General features: G+C 68.2%; 11 protein-coding genes. 6 read left to right on the forward strand and 5 right to left on the reverse strand.

Annotation, left to right across the window (positions count from 1 at the left end; translation table 11 throughout):
* Window positions 1-94 precede the first annotated feature (94 nt).
* Window positions 95-1,543 (reverse strand): dihydropyrimidinase, encoded by a 1,449-nt coding sequence (hydA, locus tag ACMAUO_RS03415; RefSeq protein ID WP_420355579.1) that lies wholly within the window; start codon window positions 1,541-1,543, stop codon window positions 95-97.
* A gap of 136 nt (window positions 1,544-1,679) precedes the next feature.
* Between hydA and ACMAUO_RS03420 the strand changes: the two genes are divergently transcribed.
* The 4 genes from ACMAUO_RS03420 to ACMAUO_RS03435 all read left to right on the forward strand — a co-directional run bounded on the left by ACMAUO_RS03420 (window position 1,680) and on the right by ACMAUO_RS03435 (window position 6,883).
* The gene (locus ACMAUO_RS03420; RefSeq protein ID WP_420355580.1) at window positions 1,680-2,348 is read left to right on the forward strand and encodes a TetR family transcriptional regulator C-terminal domain-containing protein; all 669 of its coding nucleotides are present in this window, start codon (window positions 1,680-1,682) and stop codon (window positions 2,346-2,348) included.
* Between the two features lie 178 nt (window positions 2,349-2,526).
* Complete coding sequence (locus tag ACMAUO_RS03425; protein ID WP_420355581.1) at window positions 2,527-3,795, forward strand: M20 family metallo-hydrolase; 1,269 nt, start codon at window positions 2,527-2,529, stop codon at window positions 3,793-3,795.
* A gap of 311 nt (window positions 3,796-4,106) precedes the next feature.
* On the forward strand, window positions 4,107-5,420 hold the full coding sequence (aptA, locus tag ACMAUO_RS03430) for an omega-aminotransferase AptA (RefSeq protein ID WP_420355582.1): 1,314 nt from the start codon (window positions 4,107-4,109) through the stop codon (window positions 5,418-5,420).
* A 14-nt stretch (window positions 5,421-5,434) separates the two neighbouring features.
* Complete coding sequence (locus tag ACMAUO_RS03435; RefSeq protein WP_420355583.1) at window positions 5,435-6,883, forward strand: NCS1 family nucleobase:cation symporter-1; 1,449 nt, start codon at window positions 5,435-5,437, stop codon at window positions 6,881-6,883.
* 26 nt (window positions 6,884-6,909) lie between these two features.
* Here the strand turns inward: ACMAUO_RS03435 and ACMAUO_RS03440 are convergent, their stop codons facing one another.
* From ACMAUO_RS03440 to ACMAUO_RS03455, 4 genes are all read right to left on the reverse strand, one after another.
* Complete coding sequence (locus tag ACMAUO_RS03440) at window positions 6,910-7,725, reverse strand: CDP-diacylglycerol diphosphatase (protein WP_420355584.1); 816 nt, start codon at window positions 7,723-7,725, stop codon at window positions 6,910-6,912.
* Window positions 7,722-9,212, reverse strand: a complete 1,491-nt coding sequence (locus ACMAUO_RS03445; protein ID WP_420355585.1) for a Ppx/GppA family phosphatase — start codon at window positions 9,210-9,212, stop codon at window positions 7,722-7,724. Before ACMAUO_RS03445 ends, ACMAUO_RS03440 begins: the two co-directional genes overlap by 4 nt.
* A 66-nt stretch (window positions 9,213-9,278) precedes the next feature.
* On the reverse strand, window positions 9,279-11,474 hold the full coding sequence (locus ACMAUO_RS03450; RefSeq protein WP_420357192.1) for an RNA degradosome polyphosphate kinase: 2,196 nt from the start codon (window positions 11,472-11,474) through the stop codon (window positions 9,279-9,281).
* Window positions 11,475-11,651: 177 nt separating this feature from the next.
* On the reverse strand, window positions 11,652-12,425 hold the full coding sequence (locus ACMAUO_RS03455; protein WP_420355586.1) for a DnaA/Hda family protein: 774 nt from the start codon (window positions 12,423-12,425) through the stop codon (window positions 11,652-11,654).
* A gap of 98 nt (window positions 12,426-12,523) precedes the next feature.
* Between ACMAUO_RS03455 and purM the strand changes: the two genes are divergently transcribed.
* Both purM and purN read left to right on the forward strand, forming a co-directional pair.
* Window positions 12,524-13,612: a phosphoribosylformylglycinamidine cyclo-ligase gene (gene purM / locus ACMAUO_RS03460; RefSeq protein WP_420355587.1), complete on the forward strand. Its 1,089-nt coding sequence runs from the start codon at window positions 12,524-12,526 to the stop codon at window positions 13,610-13,612.
* Window positions 13,613-13,618: 6 nt separating this feature from the next.
* The gene (gene purN / locus ACMAUO_RS03465; protein ID WP_420355588.1) at window positions 13,619-14,257 is read left to right on the forward strand and encodes a phosphoribosylglycinamide formyltransferase; all 639 of its coding nucleotides are present in this window, start codon (window positions 13,619-13,621) and stop codon (window positions 14,255-14,257) included.
* Window positions 14,258-14,265: the final 8 nt, after the last annotated feature.

Below are 14,265 nucleotides of genomic sequence, written 5' to 3' on the forward strand. Positions count from 1 at the left end.
GACAGACAACCGGAACGCGGTCCGGATCACCTCCCCCGAGGCCATCCGTCCGACCAGTCTATGGCCTACCGTCCGGGAAGGAAACGGCCCCGCGTCACGACGCGAGCCCGTTTACCACCCCGGTGCCCAGCGTCTCGTTGCACCGGACCTGGGCGGCCATGTCGGGCCCGAAGCACGGCCGCTCCACATACCGTCCGGCCCCCCGCACGGTGCGCAGATCGCCGTCCGACCAGACCATGCGCCCGGCGCTGATCGTATGCCGCGCCAGCCCGGTCAGGCTCATCCCCTCATACAGGTTGTAATCCACGTTCTGGTGATGGGTCGCGGCCGAGACGGTACGGCTGGCCTCGGCATCCCACAGCACCAGGTCGGCATCGGCCCCCGGCACGATCGCGCCCTTGCGCGGATGGATGTTGAAGATCTTCGCCGTATTGGCCGAGGTCACGGCCACGAATTCCTGCGGCGTCAGGCGCCCGGTCCGCACGCCATGGTGCCACAGCACGCTCATCCGGTCCTCGATTCCCGGCGTGCCGTTGGGGATCTTCGTGAAATCGTCGCGCCCCTGCGCCTTCTGCCCGGCGCAGAAACAGCAATGATCGGTCGCCGTCGTCTGCAACTGCCCCGCTGCCAGGCCCGCCCACAGCGCCTTCTGGTGATGTTTCGGCCGGAAAGGCGGGCTCATGACATGCCGCGCCGCCCCCAGCCAGTCCGGATCGGCATACACGCTGTCGTCGATCACCAGATGCTGGGCCAGCACCTCGCCATACACGCGCTGCCCGCGCGCCCGGGCGGCGGCGATGGCGGCCGTCGCCTCCTCGGTCGAGACATGCACGATATAGACCGGCGCCCCCAGCAGCCCGGCAATGGCGATCACCCGCTGCGCCGCCTCGCCCTCGACCGTGGGCGGCCGCGAAAGCGGATGCGCGGATGGGCCGGTCAGCCCGCGCCGCAGCAGGTCCTGCTGGAGAAAGGCGACGGCATCGCCGTTCTCGGCATGCACGTTGCACAGGGCACCCAGTTCCAGCGCCCGGCCGATCGAGCGCAGCAGCACGCCGTCATCGACCATCAGCGCACCCTTGTAGGCCATGAAATGCTTGAAGGAATTGACGCCGCATTCCCGCGCCAGCGTGCCCATGTCGGCATGGACCTGCTCGTCCCAATGGGTCACGGCGACGTGGAACGAATAATCGGCCACCGCCTTTTCCGCCTTGGCCCGCCAGTCCTTCCAGGCCCCCAGCAGCGAGCCGCCGCGTTCGGGAATGACGAAATCGATGATGGTGGTGGTTCCTCCGGCCACCCCGGCCTCGGTCCCGGTCTGGAAATCGTCGCTGGCCACCGAGCCCATGAAGGGCATTTCCATATGCGTATGCGGGTCGATGCCCCCGGGCATCACCAGCAGCCCGCCCGCATCCACGATCGCGCACCCTGTCGGCACGTCCAGCGCCGGCCCCACGGCGGCGATCCGCCCCGTATCGTCACACAGCACATCGGCCCGCCGCGTGTCCTCGGCCGTCACCACCGTTCCGCCCTGCACCAGAAGCATCGCCGCTCTTCCCCCACGATATCGGACCCCGACAGCATGCCATCCGGCGGCCGGATCGGGAATGGTGCAATCCTGTAACAACCGAGGTAACGTTTTCCCGCTTGCGCGGCGCGCGCAAAGCCTAAAATCTTGCACCATGTCCCGCCCCGCCCCCCTCGCCCCGTCCCTGACCCTCGCCACCGCCCACGAACGGCCGGTCGGGGCCCCCCGCCGCGCCAGCACCGGGCAGATCCTGCGGGCTGCCGAACGGGAATTCGGCCGTGACGGCTACAAGGGGGCGAGCATGGCCGGCATCGCCGCCGCGGCCGGCCTGCCCAAGGCCAACATCCATTATTATTTCGGCACCAAGGAGGACCTGTACCGCGCGGTGCTGGAAAACATCCTGGATAACTGGCTGGGCGACGCCACGGTCTGGATCCACGCCGACGCCACGCCCCGCGCGGCGCTGGAAGGCTATGTCCGCTCGAAAATCGCCTTCTCGCGCGACCGGCCCGACGCCTCGCGCATCTTCGCGCACGAGGTCCTGCAAGGCGCGCCGAACATCCAGAATTACTTCAACACCTCGCTGCGCGAGTACGCCCAGAACCTGGAAGACGTCTTCCGCATCTGGCAGCGAACGGGGCAGATGCGGCCGGTCAACGGCGCGCATTTCCTGTTCTGCATCTGGGCGATGACCCAGACCTATGCCGACATGAGCGCCCAGGTCTGCACGGTGCTGGGCAAGCCCGTCCTCGCGGAGCAGGATTACGACGACGCCGCCAACACGATCATCACCCTGGTCCTGAACGGGATAGAAATGACCTGATATCAACCCTATGCTGATATCAGGTTTTGAATATCCATAACCTTTCACACCCTCGTTCACGGTATTGCACCGACCATACATTTATCTGACGACACGATCCGCCCGAAGCCGCCGCCCGGCAGGGACGGCACGGGCCCGCCGGCAGCGCCGGCGCGGATCGCATTGCGGGAGAGCAGACATGAGCAGTTCGGGCGTCCTTCAGGCTGGCGGCAACATCACGGTCAACGGCACGGCCCTGTGGGCCGACATCCTGGAAACCGCGCGGATCGGCGGCACCCCCAAGGGCGGCGTCCGGCGCCTGACCCTGACGGAGGAAGACCGCCAGGTCCGCGCCTGGTTCGCCGCCGCCTGCACGTCCCTGGGCTGCACCGTCACCCACGATTCAATGGGCAACCAGTTCGCCCGCCGTCCGGGCCGCGACGCCGGCCTGCCGCCGATCACCATGGGCAGCCATCTCGACACCCAGCCGACCGGCGGCAAGTTCGACGGCATCGTGGGCGTGCTGGGCGGCCTGGCCGTGCTGCGCGCCCTGCACGCATCGGGCCACGAGACCCGCCACCCGATCGAACTGATCAACTGGACGAACGAGGAAGGCTCGCGCTTCGCCCCCGCCATGCTCGCCTCCGGCGTCTTCGCCGGCGTGTTCACCGAGCAGGAAGCCCTGGACAAGACCGACCGCGACGGCATCCGCTTCGGCGACGCGCTGGCGGCCATCGGCTATCGGGGCGAGGCCCCCTGCGGCCAGCATCCGGTCGCCGCCTATTTCGAACTGCATATCGAGCAGGGACCGATCCTGGAAGCCGAGGGCAAGACCATCGGCATCGTCACCGGCGTGCAGGGCATGCGCTGGTACGAGGTCACGCTGACCGGGCGCGATTCCCATGCCGGCACCACCCCCATGCACATGCGCGCCGACGCCCTGCTGGCGGCGGCCCGCATCATCGAGGCCGTCAGCACGGTCGCGCTGGCTCATGGGCCCGATGCCGTCGGCACGGTCGGCCTGCTGGAGAACCGGCCCAACAGCCGCAATGTCGTTCCCGGCGAGGTCTTCTTCACCATCGACCTGCGCCACCCCGACGACGCCGTGGTGGTGGCGATGGAAACCGACCTGCGCGGGCGGATCGAACAGATCGTCACCGAGGCCGGAATCGCCCTGGCGATGGAGCGGGTATGGGATTCGCCGGCCGTGCATTTCGATCCGGCCTGCATCGCATCGGTCCGCGCGGCCACCGCATCCTTCGGCTATCCGGCGCGCGACATCGTCTCGGGCGCCGGGCACGACGCCGCCTACATGGCCCGCGTCGCCCCCACGACCATGATCTTCGTCCCGTGCGCGGGCGGCCTGAGCCACAACGAGGCGGAAAGCGCCGAGCCTGACGATGTCGCGGCCGGCGCCAACGTGCTGCTGCGCGCGGTGCTCGATGCCGACACAAGACTGAACGCCTGACAAGACTGAACGCCTGACCGAAAATGCGCGCCGGCGGCGATCCGGCGCGCGTTTCCTGTGCTCCGATGCTCTCGGCCCGCAAGGCCGCTGCGCTTCGGTGCTCTGAAACACATGACGGGCGCGACCCTGCGGGCCGCTCTCGCTCGCCAGCCCACATTTTCGATCAGGCTCCGACACCACATGGTGACCGGCCGCCGGGCAAAAAATCATCTAGCCCGGCGCCGCCGCGTGTTCCATCCTGTGATGGTTGCGCGGCCGTGACGGTTGTTTCCCGGACGGACTCGCATGTTCGATCTCAGGAGCCTTCCGCGATGCCGCCTACCAATCACGATGCGTTCTGGATGCCGTTCACGGCCAACCGGCAATTCCGCCGGACGCCGCGCATGCTGGTCGCGGCCGACGGCATGTATTACACGTCCGAGGACGGGCGGAAGGTGCTCGACGGCTGCGCCGGCCTGTGGTGCGTGAATGCCGGCCATAACCGCCCCCGCATCACCGAGGCGGTCCAGAAGACCATCGCGACGCTGGATTTCGCCCCGACCTTCCAGATGGGCCATCCGCTGGCCTTCCAGGCGGCCGACCGCATCGCCGCCCTGGCACCGGGCGACCTGAACCACGTCTTCTTCTGCAATTCAGGCTCCGAGGCCGCCGATACCGCGCTGAAGATCGCCATCGCCTATCACCGCGTGCGCGGCGACGGCGCCCGCACCCGCCTGATCGGGCGCGAGCGCGGCTATCACGGCGTGGGCTTCGGCGGCATTTCCGTCGGCGGCATCTCCGGCAACCGCAAGCTGTACGGTTCGCTGCTGACCGGCGTCGATCACCTGCCGCACACGCTGGACCTGGAGCGCAACGCCTTCACCAAGGGCCTCCCGGCCTATGGTGCGGAACTGGCCGACAATCTGGAACGGATCGTCGCCCTGCACGACCCCTCGACCATCGCGGCCGTCATGGTGGAACCCATGGCCGGGTCGACCGGCGTGCTGCCGCCCCCGGTCGGCTACCTGAAGCGCCTGCGCGAGATCTGCGACAAATACGGCATCCTGCTGATCTTCGACGAAGTCATCACCGGCTTCGGCCGCATGGGCGGCACGCCCTTCGCGTCCGAGAAATTCGGCGTGCTGCCCGATATCCTCACCTGCGCGAAGGGCGTCACCAACGGCACCATCCCGATGGGCGCCGCGATCGCGCGCGACCATGTCTACGAAGCCTTCATGAACGGCCCCGAAACCGGGATCGAACTGCCGCACGGCTACACCTATTCCGGCCACCCGGTAGCCTGCGCCGCGTCGCTCGCAACCCTGGACACCTACGCCGAGGAAAACCTGTTCGAGCGCGCGGGCGACATCGCCCCCTATTTCGAGGAAGCCGCCCACGCCCTGCGCGGCCTGCCCCATGTCATCGACATCCGCAATGTCGGCCTGGTCGCGGGGATCGAACTCAGTTCCCGCCCCGGCGCACCGGGCGCGCGGGCGTACGAGATCTTCGACCGCGCGTTCCACAAGGGCGTGCTGGTCCGCTACACCGGCGACGTCATCGCCGTCTCGCCGCCGCTGATCATCCAGAAATCCGAGATCGACCAACTGTTCGGCACGCTGGCCGACATTCTCCGCACGGTCGAGTAGGAGACAGGACACGCATGGCAGACACCGCGCCCGCCGGATACGATCCGGGCCTGTACAACGCCGACCTCGCACCGGTCCCGCCCGCGCGGCGGGACTGGACGTGGCTGAACATGGCCACTGTCTGGATGGGCATGGTCCACAATATCGTGGTCTACGAGGCCGCGGCGGGCCTGATGGCCCTGGGCTTCTCGGCGTGGGAATGCCTCGAAGTGGTCGCGGTCGCCTATGTCGTCCTGTTCCTGGCCATGTGGTTCAACGCCCGGGCGGGCACGCGCTACGGCATTCCGTTCTGCGTGCTGATCCGTTCCGCCTTCGGCCCGTCCGGCGCGCAAATTCCGGTCCTGCTGCGCGGCTTCTGCGCCATCTTCTGGTTCTCGGTGCAATCCTACGCCGCCGCCCAGGCCGTCGATGCCATCCTCTCGACCGTGATCAGCGGCTGGGCCTCGCTGGACGTGTCGTTCCTGGGCATGCGGGTGCATATGTGGCTGGCCATGGCGCTGATCTGGGCCCTGCATGCCTGGATCGCCGGCCACGGCGTGCATCGCATCCGCAATTTCGAACTGGTCGCCGGCCCGCTGGTCATTGCCATCGGGCTGCTCGCCACCATCTGGGCGCTCAGGGTCGGCCACGGGCCGGGCCCGCTGTTCGCCCAGCCGTCACGCCTGCATGGCGGGGCGTTCTGGTCCGCCTTCGCGCTGGGCGTCACCGGCATGATCGGCATCTGGGCCACCTTCGCCGTCAACATTCCCGACCTCTCGCGCTTCGTCCGCTCCGAGCGCGACCAGGTGATCGGCCAGGCCATCGGCCTGCCGGTCACGGCCCTCGTCTTCACCCCGATGGGCATCATCACCACCTCGGCCACCATGATCCTGTTCGGCCGGCCGATCTGGAACCCGGTCGAACTGCTGCTGACGCTGAATCACCCCGTCATCACGGTGCTGGGCGGGGCCACGCTGGTTCTGGCCACCCTGTCGGTCAATGTCGTGGCCAACATCATGCCCGCCGCCTACGACCTGATGAACCTGATGCCCCGCCGGCTGAATTTCGACCGCGCGTCCTCCCTGGTGCTGGTGCTGGGCGTGTTCTTCGTGCCCTGGCTATGGTTCGACGATGCCGCGAGCATCTATCAGGTGCTGAACGTGGTCGGCGGCCTGCTGGGCCCGGTCACCGGCATCATGCTGGCCGATTTCTATCTGGTGCGCCGCCAGATGCTGGACGTACCCGCCCTCTATCGCCGTGGCGGTCAGTATGACGGACGCGGCGGCTGGAATCCCCCCGCGCTGGTGGCCTTCGCGGCCGGCGGCGTGCTGGCCTCCGCCGGCCAGTTCCTGCCGGCCCTGTCCGCGATCAGCGCACTCTCATGGTTCGTCGGCGTCGCGGCCGGCGCCGGGATCTATCTGGCGCTCTCCCCACGCCTGCTTCCCGAGCAGGTCAACGAGGGCGCCTCGCCATCGGGTGCCTGATCCCGCTTAACGGGCCGAAGCGAAAGTCACTGCGGATAGGCTGATGCCCGAAGCGCCCGACCGGGTTCGAAATGCGCGATCTTGCAGGCATGATCCTGCAATTCCTCGCCCGATGCGCGGTCGCCCGACACCGGCTTGACCATATCGTCCAGCAGGATGAAGCCGGGCCGTCCACCGGGCCAGACCGTGCCCACCACCACCAGCGTATGCCCGCCCATCTCGCGCGCCGGGTCGGCCAGCGAGGCCGCCAGCCGCCGGAACGGATAGGCACCGTCCAGTTCCTGCCCGTCGATCCGCGTGGCGCGATAGCGATGCCCCGCCAGGGTCAGTGGCGTCCAGCCGGCGCCGATCTGCGGCCGCGCCCAATGCAGCGCCACCCGGATTTCCGGCGCCAGGCAATCGACATGAATATGCAACTGGTTCTGCGAACGGCCATGCTGCGAATTGATCGCGAGCGCCACCGTCTCGCGCGGCATGGTATGGCCCAGCCCCGCCAGCACGCGGTCGACCTGATGCCACGCCGCGCCGAAATAATCCGGCGCGTTCGGGCTCAGGATCGCAGGGTCTTCCATGCCGGTGACCCGATCGGTCGGAATCAGCAGATATTGCGCAACACCTTCACGGTCCTTCAGCACCGCATAGCCACGGTTCGGCTCGACCGCGGCACAGGGCGCGGGTGTATTCTCGCCAAGCTCGTTGGGCACGCACCGCCCATGCACGATCTTCCACAGCACATCCGGGTCGTGATCGGGTTTGGGCGGACCATTGGCCCGCGCGGTCGCCAGCAACACTCCCGCCGCCATGAGTGCGGGAACACACCACCCCAATACGCGAGGCCTCATGCCGTGCCGGCCTCCTCGATCCGCGCGGGCAGCGCAAATGCCTCGGCCAGCCGGTCCAGCCGGCGCCGCACACTTTCACCACGCACCACGCCGCGTCCCCGCGCCAGATGCAACGTCACCTCCCCGGCCGAGAGCTTGATCCATGTCCCGTCGAGCAGTTCCTCGGTGCCGCCGCACACCGTATAGGCCAGCCGCAGCGCCAGCCCCAGGATGAGGGCCCGCTGGAAATCCTCGGCCGTCAGCAGCAGGCGCGACGGCTGCAGGAAATCATGGCCCAGTTCGGCCTCGTAGCGCACCGCCAGCGTCAGGGCGACGAAGGCACGGGCCTGATGATCGAACCCCACCCCCTGCATGCGCAATACCCGCAGATAGGTCTGCTCGGCCCGATATTCGGGATGATCGTACGACCCGATATCCGACAGCAGGCACGCCGCGCGACGCAGCCGGCGCTGGGGCGTGCTCTCACCGGGAAAGAGCGGTGCCGTCCAGTTCATCAACTGGTCCGGCAAAGTCTCGCTGCGCCCCAGGCGGCGGCACATCTCCCGCGCCACGGCTTCCTGCGGGTCCAGCGCCGCGACCGAAGCCGCGACCCGGCGCATGTACCATCCCTCCCGCAGGCCATCGACGCAGAAAACCACGCTGGAGGGCTGCAACCGGCGCAGCAGGCGGCGCAGCACGATGGCCGCGAAGGGCACATCCTCCAGCCGCTTGCGCGGCGCGCCCGGCACTCGTTCCAGCGCGCGTCGCGGCGTGTTGATGACCCACTCGGTCATGTCCCGCGCCCCCTCGCCCGACAGGGTGAAAAGATGCACGATATTCAGCGGATAACTGGTCCGGGCGATCTGTAGGCGCGCCAGCGCGCGAAAAGCCCCCCCCACCAGATAGAGCGGCCGCCCCACCACATCGTCCAGCCAGCCGACCTGCGCGATATCGGCATCGGCAATGTTCCGCGCCTTCTGCAGATCCCCCTCGGCCCGGTCGTTCAGCCGGATCACCCCCAGCCGCAGGGTGCAGGCATCCAGCTTGCGCCCGGCGGACAGGCGGATCAGTTCCAGCGACCCGCCACCGATATCGGCCACCAGCCCATCGGCCTCCGGCAGGCCGCACAGCACGCCGGTCGCCGAATAATCCGCCTCTTCCTCACCCGAGAGGATGCGGATCGGCACCCCGGGCATCCGCGCGCGCAGGGCGGCGACGAATTCAGGGCCATTGGTCGCATCGCGCACGGCGGCGGTGGCCAGGATCTCGAACGGATCGGCATCCATGCCCCGCGCGATGGCATGGAACCGGTCCATGACCTGCATCGCCAGGCCCACGCCTTCCTCGTTCAGCCGCCCGGTGGCATTCAGCCCCCGCCCCAGACGCAGCACCGCCTTTTCGTTGAAGATGGAAATCGGATTCCGCGAAATCCCGTCAAAGACGACCAGCCGGACGGAGTTCGACCCCAGATCGACAACGGCCGAACGGCGATGCGGAACCCGGATCATCGGGCCCGGCACATGCGAACGGCGACCGGCGGAAGCTGCGTCATGCTGAAACCTTCACTGAAACCCTCAATCATCGAGAATCCGGTCCTGATGCCGCGGCAACGGCGTGCTGACCCGGATGGCACTGTCCTGCGCGGCAGTCCCCCGCCCGGACAGCGAAGGATTGGTCATGAAATAATCATGGGCCGAAAACGGCCGGGCACCGGGTTCGAGCCGCCGCCACACACCGTTCTGCTGCAACACCCAGGATTGCAGATTGTCCTTCAGGTCCGTGACCATGATCTGGTCCAGGACCTGTGCATGCACCGTGGGGTCGCGCATCGGTACCATGCTTTCCACCCGCCAGTCCATGTTCCGCACCATCCAGTCGGCGGAGGAGATATAGACCTTCGCATAACGCGACGGCAGCCGGTGCCCGTCGCCGAAGGCGAAGATCCGCGCATGTTCCAGGAACCGCCCCACGATCGACTTGACGCGGATATTCTCCGAAAGCCCCGCCACCCCCGGCCGCAGGCAGCAGATGCCCCGCACCACGGCCATGATCCGCACCCCGGCACAGGATGCCCGATAGAGGCGGTCGATCAGGTCCGGATCGACCAGCGAATTCATCTTCAGCCAGATCTGCCCGGGCCGCCCGGCCCGCACATGCTCGATCTCGGCCTGGATCAGCTCTTCCAGCGTGCGGCGGATCGTCACCGGCGAGAAGGCGATGGCCTCCATCCGCGCCGGCATGGCGTAGCCGGTCATGTAATTGAACAACCGCGCCGAATCCCGCGCCAGTTCCGGGTCGCAGGTAAAGAAGGAAAGGTCGGTATAAATCCGCGCGGTAATCGGGTGATAATTCCCGGTGCCGAAATGGGCATAGGACCGCAGCGTCCCGCCCTCGCGCCGCACGACCAGGCTGAGCTTGGCATGGGTCTTCAGGTCCGCGAAGCCGAACACCACCTGCGCGCCGGCGGCCTCCAGCGCGCGGGCGAGACGGATATTGGCCTCCTCGTCGAACCGGGCACGCAGTTCCACCATCGCGGTGACCGACTTCCCGGCCTCGGCCGCCTCGATCAGCGCCTTGACGATCGGGCTGTCGCGCGAGGTCCGGTACAGCGTCTGCTTGATCGCCACCACCGCCGGGTCCTGGGCCGCCTGCCGCAGGAACTGCACCACCACGTCGAAACTCTCGAACGGATGATGGACGATCATGTCCTTCGCGCGGATGGCGGCGAAGCAATCCCCCCCGAAATCGATCACCCGTTCCGGAAAGCGCGGCGTATAGGGCGGAAACAGCAGTTCGGGCCGGTCGTCCACGATCAGCTGCTTCAGGTCCACCACCCCGATCAGCCCCGGCTGGATCTCGATCTCGTCCGGCGGCACATTCAGGTCGCTGGCCACCGCCTGCCCCAGATCGGGCGGCATGCGGGAATCGATATCCAGATGGATCACCACCCCCCGGCGCCGGCGCTTCAGCGCGGTTTCATAGGAGCGGACCAGATCCTCGGCCTCGTCCTCGAATTCCACGTCGGTATCGCGGATCACCCGCAGCACGCCCCAGTCGCCCGCCACCATGCCGGGGAACAGCCGGTCGATGCACAGCGCGATCATGTTTTCCAGCATGATGAACCGGGCGACGCCGGGCGGCGACAGGCTGGCCGGCAGCCGGATGAAGCGGTCGATCTGGGCCGGCAGCAGGATCATCGCGCTCATGACGAAGCGCCCGCTCTCCTTGCTCATCAACCGCAGGGACAGCGCCAGCCCCATATGCGGGATGAACGGCAGCGGATGCGCGGGGTCGATCGCCAGCGGCGTCAGGACGGGAAAGACCCGGTCCATGAAGCAGCCATCCAGCCACTCACGGTCGGCCTCGGTAATATGGTCCAGGCCGCAGACCACGACTCCCGCTTCGGCCAGCAGCCCCCGCAGATCCTTCCAGATCCGCTGCTGCTCGCGCAGCAGGCGCGCGGTGCGGGTGCGCACGGCCGCAAGCTGCTGCGCCGGGGTCAACCCGTCGGGCGACATGCTCAGCAGCCCTTCGCGCACCTGCCCCACCAGGCCGGCCACGCGGACCGAGTAGAATTCGTCGAGGTTCCCCGCGCTGATCGACAGGAAACGCAGCCGCTCCAGCAGCGGATTGCGCGGATTATCCGCCTCCTCGACCACCCGCTGGTTGAAATCGAGCCAGGACAGTTCGCGGTTGATGAACCGGGCCGGGGAATGCAGGTCGATCGGCGGTGGCGGCGGTGTCTTCGCGGGCGGCGCGGGCGGCGCCAGCCGCCGCCGTGTCGCCGGTGCGGCCGCACGCTTGCCGGCTGTCCGTCCGGATGTCCGGCGCGCGGGCGTTTTCCCCGTCGGTCTGGTCAATCCAATCTCCTGCCACAAATCCGCCTTCAATCCGTCAAACTAGGCGGAACCACCTGTCATGCCAACGCGATGGTAGATGAACTTTTTCTAGCGGACAGGCAGCTCTGCCAGCCGGTCGGCCGGCGCCTCCTCATGGTCCAGCAGGTCATGCAGCGCCGACACCGCCAGCGCGCGGGTCACGCGCCGCCCCGCCGCCAGCCCGGCCTGATCCAGCCGGATCGCGGCATCGCGAATGGCCGAGGCGGTGCGCGGCAGGCGGCGCAGCAGCCACTCGGTCACCGGCTGGCTGACCACGATCTGCCGGTCCGCCAGATGGCGCAGCAGCAGAATCCGCAGCAGCGCATCCTCGGGCTGGCGCAGTTCGATCGCCATCGTCGCGCGCAGCCGGCTGGCCAGGTCCGGCAGGGCCACCAGCCAGCGCGCGGGCGGCAGCCGGGCCGCCATCACCAGCGCGATCCGCTGCTCGCGCGCCGCATTCAGCAGATGCAGGATCGCCTGCTGGTCCTCCGCGTGGTCCGCATCGTCCACCGCCACGGCCCGAAACGTCTCCGTCCGCCCGTCGAGCAGCTCGCCCAGCATCGCCCGCGTCACATCCGCGCCGCGCAGCAGCACGGCCCCCTGCTCCCGCGCCCAGATCTCCAGCAGATGCGTCTTGCCGGCACCGGCGGCCCCCCACAGCGCCAGCCTGTGCTCGGGCCACGGGTTCGCGCCCAGCAGCCAGGCCCGCGCCGCATTGTTCGACCCGGCCGCGACGAAATCGGCGCGCGCGAAGCGGCTGCGATGCCCGAAGGGCAAGGCAAGCTGGTCCACGCCACCCGCCGGCACCTGTTCGCCCGGATTCTGCACCGCCTGTTCAACCACTGCTTTGCGTGCCGCCTTCGCCTGCCGTAAAGGAACCCAGAGCGTTTACCCTACCTCGCCCCATTCTTCGACCCCCGCCGTTTACGAAGGCCCCGCCCATGACCTCCGCTCCCCCCTCCTCTTCGACCCCGCCCGCCGGCGCCACCTACCGCGACGCAGGCGTGGACATCGAAGCCGGCGACGCGCTGGTCGATGCCATCAAGCCGGCGGCGAAGGCGACGGACCGCCCCGGCACCATGGGCGGCCTGGGCGGATTCGGGGCCCTGTTCGACCTCAAGGCCGCCGGTTTCACCGATCCGGTCCTGGTCTCCTGCACCGACGGCGTCGGCACCAAGCTGATGATTGCCATCGAAAGCGGCCTGCACGAAACAGTCGGCGTCGACCTGGTGGCGATGTGCGTCAACGACCTGGTGGTCCAGGGCGCGGAACCCCTGTTTTTCCTGGATTATTTCGCCACCGGCCGCCTGGCGGTCGAAGACGCCGCCAAGGTGGTGCGCGGCATCGCCCAGGGCTGCGCCGAGTCGGGCTGCGCGCTGGTCGGCGGCGAAACCGCCGAGATGCCGGGTATGTACGCTCCCGGCCATTACGACCTCGCCGGCTTCTCCGTCGGTGCCGCCGAGCGTTCGGCCCTGCTGCCCAACGGAATCGCCGCCGGCGACACGCTGATCGGGCTTTCGGCCAGCGGCGTGCATTCCAACGGCTTCTCGCTGGTCCGCGCCATCGTCACCCGCAGCGGCCTGGTCTGGAACGCCCCCTGCCCCTTCGCCGAAGGCCAGACCCTGGCCCAGGCGCTGATGACGCCCACGCGCCTCTATGTAAGGCAGGTGCTGGACCTGCACCGGCAGGGCCTGATTCAGGGCGCCGCGCACATCACCGGCGGCGGCCTGCCCGGCAACCTGCCGCGCGTGCTGCCGGCCGGCCTGACGGCGGTGATCGACGGCGCATCATGGCAGATTCCGCCCGTCTTCCGCTGGCTGGCGCAAACCGGCCAGGTCGATGCCGACGAGATGCTCAAGGTGTTCAATTGCGGCATCGGCATGGTGCTGGTCGCCCGCGATGCCGAGGCCGCACTGGCCGCCCTGCGCGCGGCGGGCGAGGCCCCGGTCGTAATCGGCAAGCTGGAGGCCTCCGCCGCGGATACCCCCGCCGGCCTGCGCTTCACCACCCGCCCCGACTTCACCGGCTGATCCTCCGTGCGTGCATTCTCATCGGACGATCGCTGCCCGATCGCGATCCTGATCAGCGGGCGCGGCAGCAACATGCGTGCATTGATCGACGCCTGCGCCGCGCCAGATTTCCCGGCCCGCATCGTCATGGTCCTCAGCAACAAGCCGGATGCGCCGGGCCTGGATATCGCCCGCGCGGCCGGCCTGCGGGCCGAGGCCGTCGATCACCGGCCCTTCGGCAAGGACCGCGCGGCGCATGAGCGCGCGGTAGACGCCATGCTGCGCGAAGCCGGCGTGAAACTGGTCTGCCTGGCCGGCTACATGCGCCTGCTCACACCCTTCCTGACCGAAGCCTGGGCCGGACGGATGCTCAACATCCACCCCAGCCTGCTGCCCGCCTTCCCCGGCCTGCACACGCATGAGCGCGCGCTGGAAGCCGGCGTGAAGCTGCATGGCTGCACGGTGCATCTGGTCACGGAAGTCATGGATGACGGCCCGATTTTGGGCCAGGCGGCGGTGCCGGTCCATGCCGGCGACACGCCCGACATGCTCGCCGCGCGCGTTCTGGAACAGGAACATCGCCTGTATCCGGCCGCCCTGCACAGGCTGCTGCGGCCCGAAGCGCCGTCACCCGTGGATGGCGGCGGATCGCTGCTGGTCGTCTGACCAGCCGA

Source organism: Gluconacetobacter brunescens, from assembly GCF_048695475.1.
Classification (GTDB): domain Bacteria; phylum Pseudomonadota; class Alphaproteobacteria; order Acetobacterales; family Acetobacteraceae; genus Gluconacetobacter.

Bases quoted from the DNA above. Each gene is read 5' to 3' on its own strand.
- aptA (WP_420355582.1), top strand. From the start codon at position 4,107: ATGCCGCCTACCAATCACGATGCGTTCTGGATGCCGTTCACGGCCAAC.
- ACMAUO_RS03420 (WP_420355580.1), top strand. From the start codon at position 1,680: ATGTCCCGCCCCGCCCCCCTCGCCCCGTCCCTGACCCTCGCCACCGCC.
- ACMAUO_RS03440 (WP_420355584.1), bottom strand. From the start codon at position 7,725: ATGAGGCCTCGCGTATTGGGGTGGTGTGTTCCCGCACTCATGGCGGCG.
- ACMAUO_RS03425 (WP_420355581.1), top strand. From the start codon at position 2,527: ATGAGCAGTTCGGGCGTCCTTCAGGCTGGCGGCAACATCACGGTCAAC.
- ACMAUO_RS03435 (WP_420355583.1), top strand. From the start codon at position 5,435: ATGGCAGACACCGCGCCCGCCGGATACGATCCGGGCCTGTACAACGCC.
- purM (WP_420355587.1), top strand. From the start codon at position 12,524: ATGACCTCCGCTCCCCCCTCCTCTTCGACCCCGCCCGCCGGCGCCACC.
- ACMAUO_RS03445 (WP_420355585.1), bottom strand. From the start codon at position 9,212: ATGATCCGGGTTCCGCATCGCCGTTCGGCCGTTGTCGATCTGGGGTCG.
- hydA (WP_420355579.1), bottom strand. From the start codon at position 1,543: ATGCTTCTGGTGCAGGGCGGAACGGTGGTGACGGCCGAGGACACGCGG.